This is a genomic window from Aurantimicrobium sp., assembly GCF_036667855.1.
Lineage (GTDB): Bacteria > Actinomycetota > Actinomycetes > Actinomycetales > Microbacteriaceae > Aurantimicrobium.
In genome coordinates, this window is record NZ_JAVWTF010000034.1 from 1 (window position 1) to 20216 (window position 20216).

At 53.5% G+C, this 20216-nt stretch carries 31 protein-coding genes, 1 tRNA gene and 1 riboswitch; of the genes, 16 read left to right on the forward strand and 16 right to left on the reverse strand.

The window, feature by feature from the left end:
- Window positions 1-96: 96 nt before the first annotated feature.
- The 4 genes from RR877_RS07415 to RR877_RS07430 are packed head-to-tail and all read right to left on the reverse strand — an operon-like array spanning window position 97 to window position 1935.
- Window positions 97-588, reverse strand: a complete 492-nt coding sequence (locus RR877_RS07415; RefSeq protein ID WP_332551234.1) for a phosphohydrolase — start codon at window positions 586-588, stop codon at window positions 97-99.
- 13 nt (window positions 589-601) lie between these two features.
- Window positions 602-1003, reverse strand: coding sequence for a hypothetical protein (locus RR877_RS07420; RefSeq protein ID WP_332627864.1), 402 nt, complete (start codon window positions 1001-1003; stop codon window positions 602-604).
- A gap of 26 nt (window positions 1004-1029) precedes the next feature.
- The gene (locus RR877_RS07425) at window positions 1030-1581 is read right to left on the reverse strand and encodes a hypothetical protein (protein WP_332551233.1); all 552 of its coding nucleotides are present in this window, start codon (window positions 1579-1581) and stop codon (window positions 1030-1032) included.
- A gap of 27 nt (window positions 1582-1608) precedes the next feature.
- Window positions 1609-1935, reverse strand: coding sequence for a hypothetical protein (locus tag RR877_RS07430; RefSeq protein ID WP_332551232.1), 327 nt, complete (start codon window positions 1933-1935; stop codon window positions 1609-1611).
- Between the two features lie 130 nt (window positions 1936-2065).
- Between RR877_RS07430 and RR877_RS07435 the strand changes: the two genes are divergently transcribed.
- Window positions 2066-2461 (forward strand): hypothetical protein, encoded by a 396-nt coding sequence (locus tag RR877_RS07435; protein WP_332619112.1) that lies wholly within the window; start codon window positions 2066-2068, stop codon window positions 2459-2461.
- A gap of 10 nt (window positions 2462-2471) precedes the next feature.
- Window positions 2472-2747, forward strand: a complete 276-nt coding sequence (locus RR877_RS07440; RefSeq protein ID WP_332551230.1) for a hypothetical protein — start codon at window positions 2472-2474, stop codon at window positions 2745-2747.
- Window positions 2748-2821: 74 nt separating this feature from the next.
- Here RR877_RS07440 and RR877_RS07445 read toward each other — a convergent pair whose 3' ends face one another.
- On the reverse strand, window positions 2822-3577 hold the full coding sequence (locus RR877_RS07445; protein WP_332619111.1) for a hypothetical protein: 756 nt from the start codon (window positions 3575-3577) through the stop codon (window positions 2822-2824).
- Window positions 3578-3619: 42 nt separating this feature from the next.
- A riboswitch (SAM riboswitch) is annotated at window positions 3620-3737 on the reverse strand.
- Window positions 3738-3858: 121 nt separating this feature from the next.
- Between RR877_RS07445 and RR877_RS07450 the strand changes: the two genes are divergently transcribed.
- Both RR877_RS07450 and RR877_RS07455 read left to right on the forward strand, forming a co-directional pair.
- A complete protein-coding gene (locus RR877_RS07450; RefSeq protein WP_332627866.1) occupies window positions 3859-4245 on the forward strand; it encodes a hypothetical protein in 387 nt (128 codons plus the stop codon).
- Between the two features lie 10 nt (window positions 4246-4255).
- Window positions 4256-4531 carry a hypothetical protein gene (locus RR877_RS07455; protein WP_280806119.1) on the forward strand — a complete coding sequence of 92 codons (276 nt, stop codon included), beginning with the start codon at window positions 4256-4258 and terminating at the stop codon, window positions 4529-4531.
- 88 nt (window positions 4532-4619) lie between these two features.
- Here the strand turns inward: RR877_RS07455 and RR877_RS07460 are convergent, their stop codons facing one another.
- Window positions 4620-4901: a hypothetical protein gene (locus RR877_RS07460; protein ID WP_110232800.1), complete on the reverse strand. Its 282-nt coding sequence runs from the start codon at window positions 4899-4901 to the stop codon at window positions 4620-4622.
- 132 nt (window positions 4902-5033) lie between these two features.
- Between RR877_RS07460 and RR877_RS07465 the strand changes: the two genes are divergently transcribed.
- A complete protein-coding gene (locus RR877_RS07465; protein WP_280795651.1) occupies window positions 5034-5423 on the forward strand; it encodes an EndoU domain-containing protein in 390 nt (129 codons plus the stop codon).
- 1 nt (window position 5424) lies between these two features.
- Entirely contained in the window at window positions 5425-5700 is a 276-nt protein-coding gene (locus RR877_RS07470; RefSeq protein ID WP_332627867.1) for a hypothetical protein, read from the forward strand.
- A gap of 12 nt (window positions 5701-5712) precedes the next feature.
- Here the strand turns inward: RR877_RS07470 and RR877_RS07475 are convergent, their stop codons facing one another.
- Window positions 5713-6105: a hypothetical protein gene (locus tag RR877_RS07475; RefSeq protein WP_332551326.1), complete on the reverse strand. Its 393-nt coding sequence runs from the start codon at window positions 6103-6105 to the stop codon at window positions 5713-5715.
- A gap of 50 nt (window positions 6106-6155) precedes the next feature.
- Between RR877_RS07475 and RR877_RS07480 the strand changes: the two genes are divergently transcribed.
- Together RR877_RS07480 and katG are read left to right on the forward strand one after the other, a co-directional pair.
- Window positions 6156-6599, forward strand: coding sequence for a hypothetical protein (locus RR877_RS07480; protein WP_280805237.1), 444 nt, complete (start codon window positions 6156-6158; stop codon window positions 6597-6599).
- A 229-nt stretch (window positions 6600-6828) separates the two neighbouring features.
- Window positions 6829-8991, forward strand: coding sequence for a catalase/peroxidase HPI (katG, locus tag RR877_RS07485; RefSeq protein WP_332551327.1), 2163 nt, complete (start codon window positions 6829-6831; stop codon window positions 8989-8991).
- A gap of 64 nt (window positions 8992-9055) precedes the next feature.
- Here the strand turns inward: katG and RR877_RS07490 are convergent, their stop codons facing one another.
- Genes RR877_RS07490 through RR877_RS07510 form a run of 5 tightly spaced genes read right to left on the reverse strand, consistent with a single transcriptional unit; the run spans window position 9056 to window position 11041 of the window.
- Window positions 9056-9412: a DUF1801 domain-containing protein gene (locus RR877_RS07490; protein WP_277495557.1), complete on the reverse strand. Its 357-nt coding sequence runs from the start codon at window positions 9410-9412 to the stop codon at window positions 9056-9058.
- A 14-nt stretch (window positions 9413-9426) separates the two neighbouring features.
- Window positions 9427-9897, reverse strand: coding sequence for a phage tail protein (locus tag RR877_RS07495; protein ID WP_110232808.1), 471 nt, complete (start codon window positions 9895-9897; stop codon window positions 9427-9429).
- Window positions 9898-9937: 40 nt separating this feature from the next.
- Window positions 9938-10339 (reverse strand): PIN domain-containing protein, encoded by a 402-nt coding sequence (locus RR877_RS07500; protein ID WP_110232809.1) that lies wholly within the window; start codon window positions 10337-10339, stop codon window positions 9938-9940.
- The gene (locus tag RR877_RS07505; RefSeq protein ID WP_277495559.1) at window positions 10327-10596 is read right to left on the reverse strand and encodes a hypothetical protein; all 270 of its coding nucleotides are present in this window, start codon (window positions 10594-10596) and stop codon (window positions 10327-10329) included. The genes RR877_RS07500 and RR877_RS07505 overlap by 13 nt, the downstream gene beginning before the upstream one ends.
- Window positions 10597-10642: 46 nt before the next feature.
- Window positions 10643-11041: a VOC family protein gene (locus tag RR877_RS07510; RefSeq protein ID WP_110232811.1), complete on the reverse strand. Its 399-nt coding sequence runs from the start codon at window positions 11039-11041 to the stop codon at window positions 10643-10645.
- A gap of 108 nt (window positions 11042-11149) precedes the next feature.
- Here RR877_RS07510 and RR877_RS07515 point away from each other — a divergent pair, with 108 nt between their 5' ends.
- Entirely contained in the window at window positions 11150-11572 is a 423-nt protein-coding gene (locus tag RR877_RS07515) for a hypothetical protein (RefSeq protein ID WP_110232812.1), read from the forward strand.
- Window positions 11573-11751: 179 nt separating this feature from the next.
- A complete protein-coding gene (locus RR877_RS07520; protein WP_332619000.1) occupies window positions 11752-12936 on the forward strand; it encodes an IS481 family transposase in 1185 nt (394 codons plus the stop codon).
- 72 nt (window positions 12937-13008) lie between these two features.
- On the opposite strand, the gene RR877_RS07525 is transcribed toward RR877_RS07520, so the two are convergent.
- Together RR877_RS07525 and RR877_RS07530 are read right to left on the reverse strand one after the other, a co-directional pair.
- Window positions 13009-13081 (reverse strand) — tRNA-Arg (locus RR877_RS07525).
- Window positions 13082-13151: 70 nt separating this feature from the next.
- On the reverse strand, window positions 13152-13946 hold the full coding sequence (locus RR877_RS07530) for a transglutaminase family protein (RefSeq protein WP_332627869.1): 795 nt from the start codon (window positions 13944-13946) through the stop codon (window positions 13152-13154).
- Between the two features lie 112 nt (window positions 13947-14058).
- On the opposite strand from RR877_RS07530, the gene RR877_RS07535 reads away from it, so the two are divergent.
- Together RR877_RS07535 and RR877_RS07540 are read left to right on the forward strand one after the other, a co-directional pair.
- Window positions 14059-14892: an exodeoxyribonuclease III gene (locus RR877_RS07535; protein ID WP_332619090.1), complete on the forward strand. Its 834-nt coding sequence runs from the start codon at window positions 14059-14061 to the stop codon at window positions 14890-14892.
- 6 nt (window positions 14893-14898) lie between these two features.
- Window positions 14899-15228: a hypothetical protein gene (locus tag RR877_RS07540; protein WP_110234715.1), complete on the forward strand. Its 330-nt coding sequence runs from the start codon at window positions 14899-14901 to the stop codon at window positions 15226-15228.
- 11 nt (window positions 15229-15239) lie between these two features.
- On the opposite strand, the gene RR877_RS07545 is transcribed toward RR877_RS07540, so the two are convergent.
- Together RR877_RS07545 and RR877_RS07550 are read right to left on the reverse strand one after the other, a co-directional pair.
- On the reverse strand, window positions 15240-15842 hold the full coding sequence (locus tag RR877_RS07545; protein WP_332619091.1) for a hypothetical protein: 603 nt from the start codon (window positions 15840-15842) through the stop codon (window positions 15240-15242).
- A gap of 84 nt (window positions 15843-15926) precedes the next feature.
- Window positions 15927-16760 carry an SDR family NAD(P)-dependent oxidoreductase gene (locus tag RR877_RS07550; RefSeq protein ID WP_332619092.1) on the reverse strand — a complete coding sequence of 278 codons (834 nt, stop codon included), beginning with the start codon at window positions 16758-16760 and terminating at the stop codon, window positions 15927-15929.
- Window positions 16761-16887: 127 nt separating this feature from the next.
- On the opposite strand from RR877_RS07550, the gene RR877_RS07555 reads away from it, so the two are divergent.
- Genes RR877_RS07555 through RR877_RS07570 form a run of 4 tightly spaced genes read left to right on the forward strand, consistent with a single transcriptional unit; the run spans window position 16888 to window position 20058 of the window.
- Entirely contained in the window at window positions 16888-18246 is a 1359-nt protein-coding gene (locus RR877_RS07555; protein ID WP_332619093.1) for a DUF6421 family protein, read from the forward strand.
- A gap of 17 nt (window positions 18247-18263) precedes the next feature.
- Window positions 18264-19310 (forward strand): low specificity L-threonine aldolase, encoded by a 1047-nt coding sequence (locus RR877_RS07560; RefSeq protein ID WP_332619094.1) that lies wholly within the window; start codon window positions 18264-18266, stop codon window positions 19308-19310.
- A 35-nt stretch (window positions 19311-19345) separates the two neighbouring features.
- Window positions 19346-19705: a helix-turn-helix domain-containing protein gene (locus RR877_RS07565; protein ID WP_332551461.1), complete on the forward strand. Its 360-nt coding sequence runs from the start codon at window positions 19346-19348 to the stop codon at window positions 19703-19705.
- A complete protein-coding gene (locus tag RR877_RS07570; protein WP_332627871.1) occupies window positions 19705-20058 on the forward strand; it encodes a hypothetical protein in 354 nt (117 codons plus the stop codon). Before RR877_RS07565 ends, RR877_RS07570 begins: the two co-directional genes overlap by 1 nt.
- Window positions 20059-20216 lie beyond the last annotated feature (158 nt).

The window sequence follows — 20216 nt, forward strand, 5'->3', positions numbered from 1 at the left end:
TGGCTCAAAGCAACAAGGTTGGGCGGGTAAACCTTTTTGGGTGCTGAATGTCAAGCTTCCAGAAGGAATGGTTTATCACCGAGGACAGAAATAGCCTCATTCGCTATATGCCGGAAAATTTATTAAATGGTAGAACCACACTTCTTCAGCCTCACTTGGCTTGAGTAGCGCCTTCACCTTCGGATATTTCTCCTCATCAATGACATAGCCCTGCTCTCTGAGCAGCGCTTGGCGCTGCAGGTTGCAGTTATCACTGAGGTCAGCGAGCTTGACTGCTCTGGCTATCTTGTTGCCTCTGATCTGGGAGCAGTAGTTCTCTATCGTGGTGAAACTCTCGTCTTTGGTGAGGAGATATACCGGGTGCATGATCCCCATGCCAAAGCCGTTGTCTAAGAGTTCAACTCGAGAGACATCACAGTCCTCAAGGACATCGTGAAGATATGCCGTGCACAGTGCCCGTTCTTTGTCATCGTCGCTGAGCTCGTCGAAACCTGGCCAGCTACGGAGGTTCTGTGCAACACGTGCTGGGTGGGTCCAATAAGGCTGGCCAGCCTTATCGACCTGACCTTCGTGCCAGGTTTTACTCATTGTGGCTGCGTGTTCAATTAGATCCGTCGTGAACATGTGGTTTCCCCCGCCTTACGTGAAATCGTGCGCAATCTTGGATGAAGTTCTCAATGGTTTGTGTATTCATAATTCGCCGGTCTTCGATCATGGCGTCTACGTCTTCCACAGACTTGAGACTGGTGTAACCATAGGGGCCAAACATGTCGTGTGGATTACTGGAAAGTGGAACAAGAACTCCAGAGTCCCCGTGAACAACAATGGGTCCTTCTCCATATGCAATGACATCTGGATTTAGGCGCGTGGGGTTGAGAATGCGGTAGCCCCAGAAGGTTTTCCGGACACACTTCGTGGCTTCTTCGCGGGGTATGTCAAAACAACACATGGCGAATTGAACTACTTCTTCTCGGTCTAACGAGGGGTGGTATCTCGGTTGCATCTCTCCTCCTTTCTTGTTTCAACTTATTAGCGGATTTCGTTGAGGTTCCCCTGATCCATTTCTCCAGGTCGCTTGTGAATGACAATTGTCTTCACCCACATAGGGTGAACCTTGTTCATCACTTCAATAGGGATAACCAAAGGCTCACGCCAAAGCTGAGGATCTTTTAGTCCTCGAGCTTGCAACCAACCTCCTAGGCCATCGAGAACAGTGGCGAACTCAGGACTATCTTCTTGGAGTTGTTTGACCAAGCCTTTGAAGATCTTGGCTTGAGCGGTGCGTGCCTTGTTCCAGATGGCATAGCTGGCTTTGTCCTTCTTGCGACTAGGCCAACCCAGTTCTTCCATCATGTCTTGGGCAGCCAGCATCTCAGGAAGAATCTGGTCTGCCTCAAAGAGAATCTCGGTCCGTGCTCCACGACCTGTGTGAACAGGTGGAAAAGCCACGGCTTCAGCAATGATCGAGGGTGATTCAAAGCGCCGCAGGAGTGTCTTATGAGGAGCGATTCTCCAGCCGGTGCTGACTCCAAAGGTGAAGTCTTTCAATCCATACAGTTCTTCATCTGACCACACAGTCATTATTCCCCTCCTTCTTGGGATGAATAGTTAGCTGTAACCGGATTCCCATTCGTAGAGGGTCACCGTGATGGCGGCGTCATCCCACGCGCCACTTCGTATCTGTGCCGTAATGGCTTCGATATCTTCTTTGAATCTCCAGAGATACAAGCCGTAGCTCTGGATTTGCTCTCTGTTGAGATCAACAAACTGCTTGAGTGTGAGCTTTGCCACCCAGTCGGAGTAACCAGGAACATCTACTCGCGTAAAGAGTGGGTTCCCGGTTAGAGGCCGTGGGTTCCACCACCACAGCTCTTTCGAGAAGAGATTCTTGTTGTTGACGTCTTTCACAACAAGCGACGTTCCCAGTGCAGGCATTGAGCCTCCTTACCCTCCGGTAATTCCAGACTCGCATGACCCACTGACATTCCCTCCACAGCCTGGGTTGGGGAAGGAGCGCCCACAACTTCACTCCTGGTTAGAAGGCAGTGGGCACTGTCTTCCTACAGTGGCGCGCATGGTCTTTGAGTCGTTTGCGCATGTTCCGGTTACCGAGGAACTCCTTCGACACGTGTGGGAAGGTGAAGATGACCCCGCTAAAGGTGGTCATCGTTTTGGGCTGGGGCGTGAAGGGAAGACTGAGTTTCCGCAAGAGTGGGATCTTGCAATAGTGAAACTCGCCATTGTTGCAGTTTTGAATAAGCCCCAATTTGTGGGTCATCGGGGGTCTTCGGTCATCCTCAAGAAACAGGTTGGTGAGGTGATTGTGGAAGTGAAGTTGCGAATCATTGGATCAACTCATGAAATCGAGCATGCCTATCCCATTAATGGGGCCGGTGTATTCCGGAATCAATCAGGTTTACGTAAATATTTACCTCTGACCATTCAGAGCCTGGAGGCATAAAATGAACCCCATGGACGAAAGCACGCTCTTAGCTCACGCACTTCGCGACTACATGCGAAAGAACGTGGATGAATCTGAACTGAGCTTCATTGATTCACCCTTAGATGCTGGAGAGCCTTACAGCGCAATTACTTCTGCTGTGAGTCTGGCCCAACACTTTTCACTTTCACTTCCTCCAGTTTTTGTTCAGCACATCACAGCGCTGAGCGGCTGGACTAGTCCCGAAAGAGAATTTCTTGAAGGGCAGCTTGAATCGTTGCCTACCTGGTGGGAACTTGCTTCCTAGAGTGATTTAACGTGGTGTGGGCGAAGCAATTGCTTCGCCCACACTTCGTTTATCCGACTAACCCTGCACTGTAATTACTGAGTGCTCACCCAGTGCGGTTCAAGCAGTTCCTTGGTCAGCTCCACAGGATCTTCTCCAGCGCGATAGCGCTCTAACCAGTTCGTCCACTTCTGGGCATCCAAGCGGATGTACTGGATATTGCGGGTGCCCCAGGTAGTGGTGACGAGAGTGTTCTCGTAGCCACGCTTGTGGAACTTCCTCACCTGGGTATTGAGCTCTATGAACTCATCTGGTGTGAACCCAGCTGCCCTGAACTCGAGTGCTAAGTCGATCCAGGTCTTGCTATTGGTAATACCCGTCTGCTTGGCATGCCTGTCATGCAGACCCATGACGGTTGCACCCAGGAATTGGGGAGGGAACTTCACCGTGGCAGCGGTCCATTCCCTGCGTTCCTGTTCAGTGCAGTCACCCCAGGGATCTGTTGGCTCGTTGTTTCTCTCGAGGTTTCTCTTGTATTCGGCAATGTCCACAAGAGTGCCGCGTTGCAGGAGCCACTCATAGGCCGTGAGCCCTAGGTCATCCCAGTATCTGGCCACGGCAACCCAGAGCCTGTTCATGACAATGCCGTCACGTTCATAGAGCTGCATGTTTTGGAGCTTGCCGTTGATGTTGAGATCTGTGGGTGGGTTATCCAACAGAGCATTGCTCCACATTCTGCGCTCGTGTGGTGGGATCGGCCCCCAGAGTTGTTCTCGGAGCTCGCGCAGCTCTCTCGAGAGGGGTGCTTTCTCAGCGGGGCTGTTGCCCTGGCTGTTTTCGGGTGCAGACATAAGTGCCTCCTTGCATGTTCGGGAGGGAAGTGGTCGCTTCACTCCACTGACTTATATGGCCGCTGGTGCGGCCATATCCGTTCTTCCCCTAGGGCACCCCGCTCAATGGGAGAGGGTTGCCGGATAGCGAGCTAGGTACTTGGCGCTATCGCTCTGGAACGTGAGATTGAGTATTGCGGGTGCCACGGACATTCCCTCCACAGGTGGTGCTGTGGAATGCCCGCCCACATCGTTCTTTATGACGGGGAGTGAGTGGCAATCTGCTTCCTACAGTGGCGCGCATGGTGTTTGAATCCTTTGCGCATGTTCCTGTTACCGAGGAACTCCTTCGGCACGTGTGGGAGGGAGAGCCGAATGGCCGCCAAGGCGGCCATCGTTCTGGCTTGGGGCGGGAGGGGAAGACAGAATTTCCTGAAGATTGGACCCTTGAACTTGTTCAACTGGGTATCGAGTTGACGTTGGCTCAACCCCAATGGGTCAAGAGTGCTGAGCACAAGATCACAATGTTTCGACAGTTTGCACAAGTGTTGATTGCTGTAGAGCTCAAAACCAAAGCGAACGAACTCTACTTTTTCATGGCCTATCCAATGAATGGTGTGGGCGTGTATAGAAATCAGAGAGGTATCAAAGTGTTATTACCCCTCGAGTTACCGAAATGGGAGTCATAAGATGATGTTTATGGATGAAAGCACACTGTTAGCCCACGCACTGAGGGACTTCCTCAGACCACAGTTGAGCAAAGATGACATCCTCATGATGGATCTTCCTATCCAAGCTGGTGAATCGGTGTGCGCCCTAGATTCCGGTCTCTGCCTCGCCATTGAGCACTCCATAGCTCTTCCGCCTATTTTCGGAGAGAAAATTCTCGGCCTCGAATGGCTGAGTGATGATCTTATTGAGATGTTCACCGAAGAGCTGAGCAAAATCCCTAACTGGTATCAGTTAGCTTCCTAATGATTGTTTCAGGGTGTGGGCGAAGCAGCAGCTTCGCCCACATCTCGTTAACTAGCTCTCGCTGCCCTGTGGGGTTGTTCTCAGGCGTCTAGTCGTGCTCTTCATGGTTCCACTCCGCATCGGGATCAAACCCTGACCCGTATTGTGTCTCGGGATAACCCGTCATGGGGGAGTAGCCATGGGGGCCGTTGTAGTAGTCCCCGTTGTTCATGCCATCGATCTCGTCAGAGGCGGTGGTGTTTGTTGTGCTTCGTGTGACTGGTGACGCTGTGCCTGACAACGCTTTGCCGATGGCAAAGAGAAAGGCAAAGAACCCCCAGATGATGAGTACTAGTCCTCCGAAGAGCAGTAGTCCAAAGAAAATATCCATTGTTGTTCCCTCCAGTGAGTGACTGTAAAGGGAGGTACGGACATTGCCTCCACAACTAACACTTGACTGAAACCATCCACATACGTCGCGATCCAGTTCTTGGCGCTAACGCCAGCAGGCACAATCTCGTAGATGACCTTCCTCGATTACTCACATGTGCTACTCACTGACGAGTTCATTGCCCACGTTTTGTATGGGGAAGAAGGAGACCCAGAAAAAGGTGGACACCTCTCTGGGATGAAACATGAAAACAAGACTGAGTTTCCGCCAGATTGGTCAGAGGAACAGATCGTGACTGCTCTTCAGAGCGTGCTGAGACATCCACACTACGTCGAGTTGGTTGGTGCCAGAGTCTTCTTGAAGCGCATCGTCGCGGGGGTTGAGGTCAAAGTTGAACTTGCCCCATATAAGTCAGTACTTATTCCTTTTGCGGCCTACCCGCTGCGCGGACCAGGAGTTATCCAAAATGTGATGGGCGTTCAGGTGCCGAAGCCCTACCTCAATCTCAGGAACGGAAGATAATATGACTGTCATGACCGACCCCATGATTGCAGCTCGAGGAATACTTAAGCTCCTCAGCCAAACAGTTGATGAGGAAGATTTGACTCTTGCTCATGAATCACTTGATTATGGCTATCCACGGACGGCGGTTTATTGCGGTGTTGCAGCAGCGCGGCAGGCAGAGGCCCCCATTGCAGAAAACATTCGTCAGCTCATCATTAATGAATTCGTGTGGCCTCAAGATGAATTGTCCGATGTTATGGACCAACTGAAGCACATTCCCCTCAAAGCTGCGTAGAGCTTTTTGCAGCTAGACGTTCAGCGCCACCAACAATGTGCAGATGGCACTGACCAGCAAGACAGGAACCCAGGTGTTCCGCTCTTTCTTGCTTTTGCTGATGCTGTTCACAATGAGACCCAAAACGGCAAAGCCAAACCAGAACCAGTTCACTATGGCGTTTTGTCCTGGGCTCAGTGCGGGGTTCAAGATTCCTGCCTGGGCGAGGTAGTGACCGGACTGGGCAACCATGATGATGGCGGACACTGCTGCTGTCACGCGGAACTGCCCAGGCAGCTTTCCGGGGTGCTGTCCACCCATGGTGTAATCGCCTAAGGGTGCTCCAGCAACTAAGGCAATCTGGAAGATGGCCACGCCTAAGGCGATGACAGCTTGGATCAGTGCGGCAATGACAACAATGTTCATGTTCACATTCTAGGAATGCTGAGGTCTTCGGCATCGCGTAGCCTGAAGTTATGAGCGATTTAAACGAAGTAGGCGACCGCGACAACTGGATCTGCTGGTTGTGTGACACCCCTGTTGATCCTGATGCCTCGGTGAACTCAGACCGTGGTCCCAGTGTGGATAGCTACTCCGTTGCGAAGTCTAAGAAGAACGTGGTCACCGTGGAGCGTTTAGCTCACCGTGATTGCAACACCATGAAGGGCAAGAAGCCTCCTGTTGTTGCGTGGTCTCCTGAGCTTCTGGTGGTGGACCCTTCTCCGATTGTGGCAACCGTTGACCGCTTGGAGCGCAAGGGCGGCCGTGAGGTTATTGCTCGCTGCCCCAGCCAGGAAGATGCCGAACAGGCATCTGAGTGGTTGTTAGATCGTCTTTCTCGCTATGCGCCTGACCTGGCAGTGTCTACCCAGATCACCTCTGGTGGTGGGCAATACATGCTGTTTATCCAGGCCGACTAAACCAGACCTGTACTGTTTCGTTCGCTTTCGAACGAATCGAATTTTCACTGAGTGAACGTTTCTTCAACGTTGCTGTGCGTGTAACTCTGCATGAATGCGGAACTATTTCCTCTTCACTGGGAGGTATCTGTGAATTCGCTGGAGTGTGGGCATTTTCCTTTGGTAGTTTGGCTCTAGGTGCGTGACGCAGTTGTGCTGACTGCATGGGAATCACGTCAAAGGAGAAATTGTGGAAACCGCAGGAAAATGCCCCGTTATTCACGGAGCGCAAACAACCACCGGAAAGTCCAACATGGACTGGTGGCCTAACGCCCTCAACCTGGACATTTTGCACCAGCAAGACACCAAGACCAACCCTTTGGGTGAAGGCTTCGATTACCGTGCACAGGTCAAGCAGCTTGACGTTGCAGCGCTGAAGAAGGACCTCACCAACCTCATGACAGACAGCCAGTCATGGTGGCCCGCTGACTGGGGTCACTACGGCGGTCTCATGATCCGCATGGCGTGGCACTCGGCTGGTTCCTACCGCACCGCAGATGGTCGCGGTGGTGCTGGTAACGGAAACTTCCGTTTCGCACCCTTGAACTCCTGGCCAGACAACGTGAACCTGGACAAGGCACGTCGTCTGCTCTGGCCTATCAAGCGCAAGTATGGAAACAAGCTCAGCTGGGCTGACCTGTTCATCCTTGCTGGAAACGTGGCCTATGAGTCCATGGGCCTGAAAACCTTCGGCTTTGGTTTCGGTCGTGAAGACATCTGGCACCCCGAGCTCGACGTCTACTGGGGTTCTGAGAAGGAATGGCTTGCGCCTTCTGACTCTCGCTATGGCAACCTGGAAGACCCTTCCACCATGGAGAACCCGCTGGCTGCAGTCCAGATGGGTCTGATCTATGTGAACCCTGAAGGTGTCAACGGTAACCCTGACCCCCTCAAGACTGCTCAGCAGATTCGTGAAACCTTTGCCCGCATGGCAATGAATGACGAAGAGACTGTTGCTCTCACCGCCGGTGGTCACACCGTGGGTAAGGCTCACGGTAATGGTGACGCCGGTAACCTCGGACCTTCACCTGAAGGTGCTGACATCCAAGAGCAGGGCCTCGGTTGGATGAACCACACCACACGTGGTGTGGGACGCGACACCGTCAGCTCCGGTATTGAAGGTGCCTGGACCACCAACCCCACCCAGTGGGACAACGGCTACTTCTACCTGCTGTTCAACTACGACTGGGAGCTGACTCACTCTCCCGCAGGGGCGCAGATCTACCACCCCATCAACATCAAGGAAGAAGACAAGCCTGTTGATGTTGAGGATCCTTCGATCCGCCTCATGCCCATGATGACCGACGCAGACATGGCCATGGTCAAGGACCCTGCCTACCGTGCAATCTCGGAGCGCTTCTACAACGACCCTGCTTACTTCTCTGAAGTATTCGCTCGTGCGTGGTTCAAGCTCACTCACCGTGACATGGGACCCAAGGTTCGTTACATCGGCCCAGAAGTTCCCGCAGAGGACCTCATCTGGCAGGACCCCGTGCCTGCTGGCAACGCACAGTATGACGTTGACGCAGTGAAGGCAAAGATTGCTACAGCTGGCCTGTCAATCTCGGACATGGTGTCAACAGCGTGGGATTCTGCTCGCACCTTCCGTGGCTCCGACCTTCGTGGTGGTGCTAACGGTGCTCGCATTCGTCTGGAGCCTCAGAAGAACTGGGAAGGCAACGAGCCTGAGCGTTTGGCTCGTGTTCTCTCTGTTCTGGAGCCCATCGCAGCCGAGACCGGCGCCAGCATTGCTGACGTCATTGTCCTTGCTGGAAACCTCGGTGTTGAGCAGGCAGCCAAGGCTGCCGGCCACAACGTAGTTGTTCCCTTTGCTCCTGGTCGCGGTGACGCAACCCAGGAACAGACTGATGTTGAATCCTTTGAGCCTCTCGAGCCCATCCACGATGGATACCGTAACTGGCTCAAGAAGGACTACACCGTCAGTGCTGAAGAGCTCATGCTCGACCGCACTCAGCTCATGGGCCTCACCGCTCCTGAGATGACCGTGCTGGTTGGTGGCATGCGCGTGCTGGGAACCAACCACGGAGGATCCAAGGTCGGTGTTCTCACCGAGCGTGAAGGTCAGCTGACGAATGACTTCTTCGTCAACCTCACCGACATGACCTATGCCTGGGAGCCTGCCGGAAGTAACCTCTACAACGTGCGTGACCGCAACAACGGACAGGTGAAGTTCACCGCATCACGAGTTGACCTCGTATTCGGTTCAAACTCCATCCTCCGCGCCTACTCTGAGCTTTATGCTCAGGACGACGCCAGCGAGAAGTTCGTCAATGACTTCGTTGCTGCTTGGACCAAGGTCATGAACGCAGATCGTTTCGACCTGACTGCATAGTCGACAGAACACACAAGTAGGGCACTGGAGAAATCCAGCGCCCTACTGTTCTTAACCCCAAGGATTAGGACAAGCCTTCTTCTTTCATGCGCAGGGAGATGACCTGCGCGAAAAGTTCGGGGTCGATTGACCAGTCAAAGGGCAGCTGAATAGAGCGCGTGCCATGTTTGTAGTGAGTGAGCTGTGGCATCAACTCGGTCACGGCAGTGTCGGTCACTGTTAACAAGTTGGTGTGCTTCTTTGTCGGCATGAAACCAAGGATGTATTTCGTCCCACTCTTGAACATGGGTTGATTCCAGGCGATAACAGGTTCCAGTTCTGGATAGTTCGTGCTCACCCACTCCACCAAAGACGTGATGTGCGCGAGTTGTTCTGGAGCAAGTGATGCGTAGAAATCTGTGAAGTTATCAAACTTGGGCATGGCTGTGCTCCGGTTTAGTACTCGCCCTTGACCACGAAGAAGCTGCCACGGATAGTTCCAGCCAGCTTGGACTTCATGCGTGCGAACTTGAACTTCCCTAGTTCTTCAGGGATTTCCATGCCGTCAGAGAGTTTGAAGCCCACCGCACGCTTCTTGTTGTCGCTGACGGTGTAGAGAACGTTGATGGCCAGGCCACTTTCATAGAACACGTAGGTCCAGCGCGTCAGACCGTCTGCGGTGTCGATCATCATCTCGGTGACCTCGAGGGGTTTGGAGGAGACCACAATGTCGCGCTCAAGAAGAACCTTGGCCACGTAGTCCACGAGCTCTGGAGCTTCGCTGGCAGGCGTGGTTTCAAACACCAGGTCGTACTTGTTCTTGAAGTAACGAGCTTCGTTGGCACGAAGACCAGCAAGTGCATCCGCCCAGGGGGAGGACTCAAGTCCTGCGGTGGAGACGTTGACGAAATCTACGGGAGTGGGCATGTAGTTACCCTCTCACGGATTGCGCTGAGGTGCATCCGAGCTAGGGAGAAGGAGAGTAGACAGTTACTCCCAGTGAAGATGCTTTGCGCTTCAGAGTGGCGTCTGCAGTGGCGAGTGAAGCTCCATGCTTCAGCGCTGTGTGTAAGACAATCACATCGGGCATTTTGAGCCCTGTGTCTGCTCTCAGCTGTGCGATCTCAATCGAATCATCAGCAGATAAGTCATCAATGTTGAACCCGAGTGAATCGATGCCCTTCCTAAATTCGTTCAGTCTGTTTGCGTGAATAGGGGCAACAAGAATCTCTGCATAGGAAAGTGCAGAAATGACGAGCTCTTCGCTCACGGTGTCACGCAGGAAAGTAATTGCCCACTGATGGTGTGAGTCATCACTAGCGAAGGCAGCAATCAACACATTGGCGTCGAGGACAATCACTCGGGCCACTCATCACGAAGTTGCTCACGCCAGTTTGCTGGCCAAACACCGTTCATTGATCCGGCTACATTTGTGATTGCGCTCAGTCGTCTCTGAGCTTTTTTATCTGCAACAGAAGTTATTGCAACTACACCTTCATCAATAATGTGGCGAAGGAGTTCTGCTCGTTTGTCTTTCTCGGAGGGCCAGATAGTCGCGGCAGCATCCAGTGCACGGGAGAGCTCTTCGGTCTCAGTAATCATGTGACGCTGTCTAGCGGTGGGCATAACCCAAGTGTAACACTTGTGTAGAAGTGTTACACCTTGTCTTTCTCTACATCACGTGGTCTGGGTTCATCCAGAACACGTCCCAGAGGTGACCGTCCAGGTCTTCAAAACCCCAGCTGAACATGAAGCCCATGTCTTCAGGATCGTTCAGGCGTCTGGCGCCCATGGCGAATGCTTTCTCCGTCAGAGTCCTCACTTCTTCTTGTGAATCACAGGACAAAGCAAGGATTGCCTCAGCAGTGTCGCGGGGAGCAATCTTCTTGTCAATGAATCCTTCAAACTTGGCGTGCTCCAGCAGCATGACAAAGATGTTGTCGCTGATGATCATGCAGGTGGACTGCTCATCCGTGAATTGTGGGTTGAAAGTGAACCCCAGCTCAGTGAAGAACGCAACTGACTTCTTCAAATTGGCAATGGGGAGATTCACGAAGAGGGATTTCGACATGGAGCAAACTTATCCCGTCAATTGAAAACTCTCTATGGATGTAACTCGATTGATGTGACTACATTTCTAGGTGGAAGCCTGTTCAGATCACGAAAGAGGGCAGTCGGAATGTATGAAGTCGTCAATGTGGGCGCTCTCGAACAATGGCGAGACCACACCGGTGGCTGGAGTGATCACAACACCCGCGAAGGTCGCCGCGTTGTTGATCACGAGTTCACCAATCAATACATCGGCCTCACCGTCAATGCTTTGATTCCTGGTCAAGAAGATGCCTATTGGCATGACCATGCAGAAGTGGAAGAGGTCTATATCTTCCTCACCGGACGCGGACAGATGGGCCTCGATGACGATGTCATCGAGGTCGGCCCTGGCACAGTGGTCAAGGTGGGACAGCACACCATGCGCACCTACCGCTGCTTACCGGAGAGCCCAGATCAATTGAGGTTTATCTGTGTGCGTGCAGGTGGCAGTGAGCTGGGCGTCAAGCCCACGGATGCCACCGTGGACTGGGACCGACCTAAGCCCTGGTAACCGGTTACAAACAAAATGACCGCCACGTTGGGCGGTCATTTTCTTTGGCGGAAGATGGGGTGTCTACATCCACGACATAGTTCACATATCTCTCGCGACATCGTTCACATCATCAAGGGTTCACCTCGGGGGTTCATTTCGGGATGTCTCACGACATCGTTTACATTCCAGAATGAACAATGTCGAAGTCTCAAGTCATCGTTTTCTCTGTTCTCCACCAAGGCCTGACCAAAACAGAAGTCGCCACCAAATACGGTGTTACCTGGCGCTGGGTCCACACCCTCGTCACCAGATATCAACAAGACGGCCTGGCAGGGTTAGAACCGAAGTCTCGAAGACCTCACACCAATCCCCAACAAACCTCTGAGGTAACCAAGGCGCGCATCATCACCCTGCGCACACAACTCACCTCAGCAGGCCTCGACGCCGGACCAGCCTCAATCAGAGCATGGCTTATCGCTGAAGGAAGCCACAGTCCCGCCGAATCAACAATCAGTCGCATCCTCACCCACGCAGGCCTCGTCACACCCACACCAAAGAAAAGACCAAAGTCTTCAATCAAAAGATTTGAAGCACTCCAACCAAATGAGACATGGCAGTCCGACTTCACCCATTGGCAACTAGCTGACGGCACCGACATTGAAATCATCAACTGGCTTGATGACCACTCCAGACTGCTCCTGAGCCTGCAAGCCCATCCACGCATCACAGGAGAGATCGTGATTGATACTTTCACTGAGAACATCAACGAATACGGGCCGCCTCAATCCACTCTCACCGACAACGGAACTGTTTACACCGCCCGCTTCACTGGCGGACGCAACGGCTTCGAATATCTCCTCTCAGCGCTGGGCATCCGCCAAAAGAACGGCTCACCGGGCCATCCGCAAACTCAAGGGAAGATCGAGAGATTCCACCAAACACAGAAACGATGGCTGGCCGCACAACCAACAGCTCAGAACTTAACCCAGCTGAACCATCAGCTTGAAGAATTCAAAACTCTCTACAACCAGCACCGCCCACACCGGGCGCTCGGCGGCAACACCCCCACACACGCTTACAACGCCACGATCAAGGCAGAGCCTGCAGGAGATTCACTAGCCAATCATTACCGGATTCGCACAGACCGACTTGATCTCAAGGGCAAAGTTTCCTTCCGGCGGGCAGGCAAAATGCACCACCTCGGAGTCCGGGCAGAACACTCACGCAAAAGAGTCCTCATGCTCGCAGACGAAACAACAGTCACCGTCACACACCTAGAAACAGGAGAAGTCCTCAGCCAACACGTCATTACGCCAGAAAAGCATTACTGGCCAGACGCCCTGAAACCAGGCGGAAGATGGCCAACAAACCAACAGGCATGATGCAACAAACGTCCATAAATATGAACGATCTCTCGAGACATCTATGAACGATGTCTCGAGAGATCACATTTGTGCGCCCGGAGGGATTCGAACCCCCAACCTTCTGATCCGTAGTCAGATGCTCTATCCGTTGAGCTACGGGCGCAGTGTTGAAAACAACTTTGAAAGCATAGCAGGGCTAGGAGGTGCCTAGAAAATCGAGCTGGAAACGATTCCTAGGCAGGTAGGTTCACCAAAGCGGTGTGATCGTCTTCTTGAATATCGTCTGCTTCAGCGTTAACGGCCAGTGAACCGAAGTTCACCTGACCTCCCACCACGCTCAGCCATGCAGTATCGGCAGCATCGCGACCGGTCGCGATGCGCATCAAGGTCTGGCGTGGTGCTTTGCCGGTGGAGTCGAACACATGCCATGAGCCATCGATGAAGGCTTCGGTGACAGCATGGAAATCTGCGGGGGTCATACCCGGTGCATAAGTGGAGACCAATCGTGCTGGAACATCCAAAGCACGCAACAACGCAATGTTGAGGTGAGCAAAGTCACGGCAGACGCCGTGACGAGAAATCAGGGTGTGCAGTGCACCGTCTGAAGAACGACTGCTGCCAGGGGTGTAGCTGAGCTGCTGGTTGACCCAGTCACGCACACTGTTCACCAGTTCACTACCGGCAAGTCCACCAAACTCAGCACGAGCAACATTGCCCAGCTGGTCTGATTCGCAGTAGCGGCTCTGACGTGAATAGAGAATGAGATCTGATTCCTCAACTGGAGGCGGTGGGGTTACGCCTGTGATGGTGGCGTCATAAGAAACAGTGACGCGACCACCGGTGACTTCTGCAATGTGGAGTCTGCTGCCGTTTGGTTCAACGAGTTCACGGACAGGAACTTCAACCTCGTCCTGGCGCACAACCAAGGACTCTTCTGCATTGGCTTTATCTGCCACTGCAATGGAAAGTAGCAGCCGTGCTGGCGCCTTCGCGTGAAGAACGATGTGGGTGGAAGCAGTTCTCTGCATGAATACAGTGTCCGGTCTCAAGGAGTAAATAACAAGGGGTCAGGCCCCCACCTGCTCTCACAGAATAGCGGTCAATGTGACCTGCTTACTCACCAGCCGATAACTTAGAAGCATGCGCATCGCCACCTGGAACGTGAACTCGATACGTGCTCGTGTGGAGCGGGTCGTGGACTACATCGTCCGTGAAGAGATTGACGTCCTGTGCATGCAGGAAATCAAGTGCCGAGACAACCAGTTTCCCTATGAACAATTCACGGCTGCGGGATATGAAGTAGTCCTTCACGGCTTGAACCAGTGGAACGGTGTGGCTATTGCCTCACGTCTTCCTTTGGAAGATGTTGAAATCACCTTCCCTTCCCAGCCAGGTTTTGGTGAACCAGATGCGGAAGGCAACGCTCCGCTAGAAGCGCGTGCCATAGCTGCCACCGTCGATGGTGTGCGCTTGTGGAGTTTGTATGTGCCCAATGGCCGCGAACTCGACCACCCGCACTATGCCTACAAACTGGAATGGCTTCGCGGCCTTGCCCGCGACACCGCGGGCTGGCTTGCTGACTCCCCTGATATGCCTCTCGCGCTGCTGGGCGACTGGAACGTTGTTCCCTATGACCACGATGTCTGGGACATTCGCGAGTTTGCCGGAAGCACCCACGTTTCTCCTCCCGAGCGTGAAGCATTCTTCGCTTTTGAAGCTGTGGGCCTCACAGATGTTGTGCGTCCTCTCATTCCTGAGGGCTACACCTACTGGGACTACAAGCAGCTGCGCTTCCCTCGCAATGAGGGAATGCGCATCGACTTCATCATGGGCTCTCCTGCTTTTGCTGAGCTCGTCGACAGCGCGGTCATCGCGCGCGACGAGCGCAAGGGTGATGGCCCTAGTGACCACGTTCCCGTCGTGGTTGACTTAGTGCGCGAGGGCGACGAAGACGACCGCCCCATGATTTGGTAGGCAGACATGACAGCTTCCAAGAAGACCAACATCACCAGCATTGTGTTGCTGGTAGTTACCGTGCTCAGTGCACTCGTGCTGTTCGTTCCTTCACTCATGCTTGCCATGGTCAGCGATAGCTGCAGTTCTGGCTGCAACATGGCCGTGTTCACCCTCGGTTACTACATCGCGGTGTTCGGAACGCCTCTCGCGGCGATCACCGGTGTTGTCTTCACCATTATCAAGATGGTGAAGAAGCAAGACGCTGTGAGCTTCGCTCTCATTGGACTGGGTGGAACCTATGGAGCATTCATGCTCGGGTTAGCCATCACCTTCATCACAGCGTCACTCAAGTAGCTTCGCTTCGATCAGTATTCGGGCGTTTGCTCTTCGATCAGCTGAGCTAAATCAAGGTTGATGAACTGACGCAGTCGATCTTTACGTTCGTCTTCATAGTTCTCGTCACCAAATTCGCTCGCTTCTTTGCGATCGAGTGAGCGTTCCATTTCTCTAGAAAGCTCTGCCCAGGCAAGTTCGTGCGCTTCGGTAATGAGTGCACGCAGCCATTCTTCGTTTTCAAGGTTGTCCTTGAGTGACTGGGCAACTTTCTCGAGTGACCCCAGACGGATGGTGAGGTTCTTCACATCGCCCCGGCGATAGTCGTCTCGATACATCGCTTCACCACGAAGCTTACGAGCGCGCTTCAGATCGGCTGAGACAGTGGCTGCCGTCTCGAGTGATTCCACAGCAAGCATGGTGACCGCTTCTTTGGCTGGCTCGATGAAGAGCCCTGGATCAAAAGCTTCAGGTCCGGTGATGGCTTGAACAAGAATCTTGTTCTTGACCGCCATGATGGCACCCAAGCGGGCCATGGCAAGGCCATCTTCAGCAGAGTTCTCAATACTCTCGAGAATCTCTGGTGTGGGTTCGTCAACGAAGGAGTCCTTGCGCCAGATGCGCCAGCCAGCCATGCGTTACTCCCCGAGTTTTCTTCCTTTCAAGGATACCGAGAGCAAGTTCAGAGAATACTGAGGAGTAGGGGTTGAACCCTCTGTTTACTTCCGCCCAGTGAATTTATCCATGGTGTTATAGACCCCAAAGACATTTCCTGCGATGGCGTCGAACCAGCTCTGGGGCAAGATGCCCTTGAGTACCTTAGACAGGTGCACCGTCCAGGGCAGCATGAGCATGGGCTTGCCCGCGGTCATGGCATGCCACACGCGATTCACCACATACTCGGGCTGCATGATGGGAGTCATCAAAGGACCCTTCACGCCCTCAAACATTCCGGTGGCAATATAGCTGGGGCAGACAGTAGTCACCTTGACATTGTCGTGGCCTTGTTGCTTGAGCTCGAGGCGGACGGAGTCGCTCCAACCGATGAGTGCCCATTTACTCGAGGCATAGACACTCATCTTGGGGTTGGAGAGCGTTCCGGCTGCCGAAGCAATGTTGACGATGCGCGAGGGGCGCTTGCCCGAGATCATGCCGCTGAGGAATTCGTGCGTGATGAACATGGGAGCCAAGGCATTGATCTTCATGATGAACTCGGTGTCACGTTCGTTCTCGTGCTCCCAGAAGTAGGTGCCACGAACAACGCCCGCGTTGTTGATGATGATGTCCACACCGCCATGGTTTTCCATGACATTGGCAGCTGCCTTCTCAATGGCTGTGCGCTGACCAATGTCCACGAGCATGGGAACGATCTCTTGAGTGTTGTCGGCGTGAACTCGAAGCGCCTTCGTGGTGTCACTCAGCGCATCTTTGTTGATGTCCCAGAGAATGACGGTCTCAGCACCCTCTGCGACAGCGCGCTCGGCATAGAGGCGGCCCATTCCCATGGCGGCGCCGGTGATCAAGATTCTGGTTCCTGCAACAGTGAAGGTCATAGCAATACTCTACTCACGCAGATTTATTGCGTGACCTTGCGGTTTTGGTGCGTGATGTTTCCAAAACTTGCTGGTTTTACGCAAGATTTCGCTGAAACGTGCGCGCATTCAGCGTTAGCGTAGAGGTATGACAAACGTACTCGACCTCACTGCTGCTGCAGACATTACTGAAACCACTCCTGCATGGGTTGCACTCAAGAATGCGGCCATTGCTCTGCAGGCAATGCAGATCAAGGATGGCTCCATCCCTGAAGCAAGTAACCACGCATCTGCTCGTGAACTCGTAGCTGTCATGGTCGAGTCCATCTCCGAGCTCGCACCCTCGTTCCCTCACGATGCCTCCTACCTCGACGCCGTCATTGCTGACCTGGGTCGCTGGGTTGAGGGTGGCTTTGGAGAGCCCGACTTCCTCGCCTCCATCCTCGAGTTCGCACCTGCCGCCAACCGTGTGAACGGCGTGCGTCACCTCGTTGTCTTCCCGATGTACACCCAGAACGGAAGCACCAACCGTTTCGTTGAGGCTGTACTCATCGAAGTAATGTGGCCCGACTTCATCGCTGAACTCGAAGCAGGCGACTACAACAACAAGCTGTTCGTTCCCGTTCGTTTCATTGATTTCACTCCTGGCTACGACACCAACTCGGCAGTGCTCTTCCCTGAGACTGTCGCCATGCGTGAAGTTCCTGCGTTCACCTGGGGCGCTATCTTCCAGGACCGCGAAGCTGCCCGCTTCGCTGTGGTCACCGAAGCAGCTGCTGAGATCACCGGTCTGGAACTTCCTGCTGATGCAGCAGAGCTGTTGACCAACCAGAAGCTCTCTGAAGAAACCTTCATCATGTGGGACCTGATCCACGACCGCACCCACATGAGCGGCGACCTTCCGTTTGACCCCTTCATGATTAAGCAGCGCATGCCCTTCTTCCTTTATGGCCTGGAAGAGCTGCGTTGTGACCTCACCGCATTCCGCGAGTGCGTCAAGATCGAGCGTGGTGGATCGGCTGACCCTGAGACCCGTCGCCACGCACGTCTTGTTCAATACGCTGTGGTCTTTGACCGTATCTTCCGTTTCGCTATGACCGGAACCCGCAAGCGTAATTACGACGCTGTTGCTGGCCAGCTCATGTTTGCGTGGATGCACCAGCACGGAGTGCTGCACTGGACCAACAACAAGCTCTCCATTGACTGGGCTGCATTGCCCGACGTCGTGGTTGAACTCGGTGACGCTATCGATGAACTCTACTGGCGCTCGATCGACCGTCCCAAGATTGCGCACTGGCTTGCTGCCTACGAGCTGGTTTCAGGAACCCTCACTCCCCACCCAGCATCTAAGTGGGCAAAGGGTGCTGACGCTCTTCCTGTTGCTGGCGAACCAGGTGAACTCACCGACCAGCTCCTGGACGACGAGTTCCCTCTGTCGATGTTCTATGAAGCACTGCAGCGCAAAATGGCTCCCGTTATTGAATCCACTAAGGGAATTCGCGCATAACGCGTAGGCTCTGATTCATGCAACGAGTACATGATGCCGCCTGGCGCGGCTTTGCCTCAGATAACTATGCCGGCGTTCACCCACGAGTTCTTGAGGCACTTGCCGCGGTGAACGGTGGACATCAGGTCGCCTATGGCGAGGATGTCTACACCGAGCACCTGCACCAAGTGATGACCACTCACTTCGGTATGGGCATTGAGGTGTTCCCCGTGTTCAACGGAACCGGTGCGAACGTGCTCAGCCTGCAGTCCATGCTTCCTCGCTGGGGTGGTGTGATCTGTGCTCAAACCGCACACGTGAACAACGATGAGTCTGTTGCCCCCGAAGCTGTTGGTGGCATCAAACTGCTCACCGTGGAGACTCCTGACGGCAAGCTCACTCCTGAACTCATTGACCAGCAGGCTCACGGCCGTGGTGACGAGCACCGTGCGCAGCCTTTAGCTGTGACGATTACTCAGTCCACTGAGCTCGGCACTGTGTACACCCCCGAAGAAGTGAAGGCGATCGCAGATCACGCTCACTCCCTCGGCATGCTCCTGCACATGGATGGTGCTCGCATCTCCAACGCAGCTGCCTCACTGGGTGTTCCCTTCCGTGCATTCACCCGTGATGCCGGCGTGGACGTGCTCAGCTTTGGTGGTACCAAGAACGGTCTGATGGGTGCTGAGGCCATTGTTGTGCTCAACCCCGACGCCGTTGAAGGTCTGATCTACCTACGCAAAATGAACATGCAGCTTGCGTCCAAGATGCGCTTCACCTCAGCACAGCTGATTGCTCTTCTCGAGGGCGACCTCTGGCACCACTTGGCTAACCACGCCAACCAAATGGCTCAGCGTCTGCGCAAGGCACTCGAGGGAACACAGGGACTCAACTTCACTCAGCTGACCCAAGCCAACGGTGTCTTTGTGACCCTGCCAGCTGGCGTTGCTGACGAGCTGCGCAAAGAGTTCCGTTTCTATGACTGGAACGCTGCCACCGGTGAAGTGCGCTGGATGTGTGCGTGGGACACCACCGAAGATGACATTGACTACTTCGCTGAGGCAGTGAAGAAGCTACTCGAATAATTGACTATTTAGTCAATAACTAATATTCTGGCTTCATGGCCAGACCAAGAAAGTTCAATGAGGGCGACGTTTTGTCGTCTGCGATGGCATTATTTGCTCGTCGCGGCTTCACAGCAACTTCCCTCGATGACCTAGTGGATGCAACAGGTTTGCTGCGTGGAAGCATCTATAAAGCTTTCGGCTCCAAACTCAACATCTTTCTTACTGGCTTTACTGAGTGCGTCGAACAGTTCGACAAAACCAATCCTCAACATTTAGATCTACTTACCGTCGCCCTGAGGGATCTTGCTCACGAAGATGAATCCACGCGGAAACTATGCCTGCAGGTCCTCTCAGCTCACACAACTTCTTTGGCGCTGAACCTAGGCAACAACTTGTTGCAGAGACTGGAGTAATGAACATGTCGAACATCACTATCGAATCAGGTTCCTTAAAGGTGAGATTGACGTTCTGGGAAAAAGTAAGTTCGCTTTCTGGGAACATTTCTATCCCGATGTCTCACGTACGCGGTGCAACCGATGATCCCACTTTCCTTAAAGATGGACTCGGCCTTCGTGCTGGAGGAACAGGTTTTCCTGGACTCATCGCTGAAGGCCATTTTAGGAAGAATGGTGACCGACTATTTGCCCTCTGGCGCAAGGGGGAGCAGGTAGTAGTAGTTGAGCTGGAGGGGCAGAAATGGGATCGCCTTGTTCTTGGATGCTCAGATGCCCATTCCCTGAGTCAACTCATCAACAATTCATTGTAGAAAACGAAGGAGCCTCCACCAGATGGTAGAGGCTCCTTCGTTAGTTCCGTTTAGTCTTCGAATGCGTCGTAGCGAACGATCTCAGCAAGCTCGTGACGAACACGAGGTGCCTTCTCGCGCTCAGCAAGGGGCTCTGGGAGCTCATCTGCTGGAGCAAG

What these genes read in the sequence shown, in the direction of transcription:
- RR877_RS07415 (WP_332551234.1), bottom strand. Translation starts at nt 588, where the DNA reads ATGAGTAAAACCTGGCACGAAGGTCAGGTCGATAAGGCTGGCCAGCCT.
- RR877_RS07420 (WP_332627864.1), bottom strand. Translation starts at nt 1,003, where the DNA reads ATGCAACCGAGATACCACCCCTCGTTAGACCGAGAAGAAGTAGTTCAA.
- RR877_RS07425 (WP_332551233.1), bottom strand. Translation starts at nt 1,581, where the DNA reads ATGACTGTGTGGTCAGATGAAGAACTGTATGGATTGAAAGACTTCACC.
- RR877_RS07430 (WP_332551232.1), bottom strand. Translation starts at nt 1,935, where the DNA reads ATGCCTGCACTGGGAACGTCGCTTGTTGTGAAAGACGTCAACAACAAG.
- RR877_RS07440 (WP_332551230.1), top strand. Translation starts at nt 2,472, where the DNA reads ATGGACGAAAGCACGCTCTTAGCTCACGCACTTCGCGACTACATGCGA.
- RR877_RS07445 (WP_332619111.1), bottom strand. Translation starts at nt 3,577, where the DNA reads ATGTCTGCACCCGAAAACAGCCAGGGCAACAGCCCCGCTGAGAAAGCA.
- RR877_RS07450 (WP_332627866.1), top strand. Translation starts at nt 3,859, where the DNA reads ATGGTGTTTGAATCCTTTGCGCATGTTCCTGTTACCGAGGAACTCCTT.
- RR877_RS07455 (WP_280806119.1), top strand. Translation starts at nt 4,256, where the DNA reads ATGGATGAAAGCACACTGTTAGCCCACGCACTGAGGGACTTCCTCAGA.
- RR877_RS07460 (WP_110232800.1), bottom strand. Translation starts at nt 4,901, where the DNA reads ATGGATATTTTCTTTGGACTACTGCTCTTCGGAGGACTAGTACTCATC.
- RR877_RS07465 (WP_280795651.1), top strand. Translation starts at nt 5,034, where the DNA reads ATGACCTTCCTCGATTACTCACATGTGCTACTCACTGACGAGTTCATT.
- RR877_RS07470 (WP_332627867.1), top strand. Translation starts at nt 5,425, where the DNA reads ATGACTGTCATGACCGACCCCATGATTGCAGCTCGAGGAATACTTAAG.
- RR877_RS07475 (WP_332551326.1), bottom strand. Translation starts at nt 6,105, where the DNA reads ATGAACATTGTTGTCATTGCCGCACTGATCCAAGCTGTCATCGCCTTA.
- RR877_RS07480 (WP_280805237.1), top strand. Translation starts at nt 6,156, where the DNA reads ATGAGCGATTTAAACGAAGTAGGCGACCGCGACAACTGGATCTGCTGG.
- RR877_RS07490 (WP_277495557.1), bottom strand. Translation starts at nt 9,412, where the DNA reads ATGCCCAAGTTTGATAACTTCACAGATTTCTACGCATCACTTGCTCCA.
- RR877_RS07495 (WP_110232808.1), bottom strand. Translation starts at nt 9,897, where the DNA reads ATGCCCACTCCCGTAGATTTCGTCAACGTCTCCACCGCAGGACTTGAG.
- RR877_RS07505 (WP_277495559.1), bottom strand. Translation starts at nt 10,596, where the DNA reads ATGCCCACCGCTAGACAGCGTCACATGATTACTGAGACCGAAGAGCTC.
- RR877_RS07510 (WP_110232811.1), bottom strand. Translation starts at nt 11,041, where the DNA reads ATGTCGAAATCCCTCTTCGTGAATCTCCCCATTGCCAATTTGAAGAAG.
- RR877_RS07515 (WP_110232812.1), top strand. Translation starts at nt 11,150, where the DNA reads ATGTATGAAGTCGTCAATGTGGGCGCTCTCGAACAATGGCGAGACCAC.
- RR877_RS07520 (WP_332619000.1), top strand. Translation starts at nt 11,752, where the DNA reads ATGTCGAAGTCTCAAGTCATCGTTTTCTCTGTTCTCCACCAAGGCCTG.
- RR877_RS07530 (WP_332627869.1), bottom strand. Translation starts at nt 13,946, where the DNA reads ATGCAGAGAACTGCTTCCACCCACATCGTTCTTCACGCGAAGGCGCCA.
- RR877_RS07535 (WP_332619090.1), top strand. Translation starts at nt 14,059, where the DNA reads ATGCGCATCGCCACCTGGAACGTGAACTCGATACGTGCTCGTGTGGAG.
- RR877_RS07540 (WP_110234715.1), top strand. Translation starts at nt 14,899, where the DNA reads ATGACAGCTTCCAAGAAGACCAACATCACCAGCATTGTGTTGCTGGTA.
- RR877_RS07545 (WP_332619091.1), bottom strand. Translation starts at nt 15,842, where the DNA reads ATGGCTGGCTGGCGCATCTGGCGCAAGGACTCCTTCGTTGACGAACCC.
- RR877_RS07550 (WP_332619092.1), bottom strand. Translation starts at nt 16,760, where the DNA reads ATGACCTTCACTGTTGCAGGAACCAGAATCTTGATCACCGGCGCCGCC.
- RR877_RS07555 (WP_332619093.1), top strand. Translation starts at nt 16,888, where the DNA reads ATGACAAACGTACTCGACCTCACTGCTGCTGCAGACATTACTGAAACC.
- RR877_RS07560 (WP_332619094.1), top strand. Translation starts at nt 18,264, where the DNA reads ATGCAACGAGTACATGATGCCGCCTGGCGCGGCTTTGCCTCAGATAAC.
- RR877_RS07565 (WP_332551461.1), top strand. Translation starts at nt 19,346, where the DNA reads ATGGCCAGACCAAGAAAGTTCAATGAGGGCGACGTTTTGTCGTCTGCG.
- RR877_RS07570 (WP_332627871.1), top strand. Translation starts at nt 19,705, where the DNA reads ATGAACATGTCGAACATCACTATCGAATCAGGTTCCTTAAAGGTGAGA.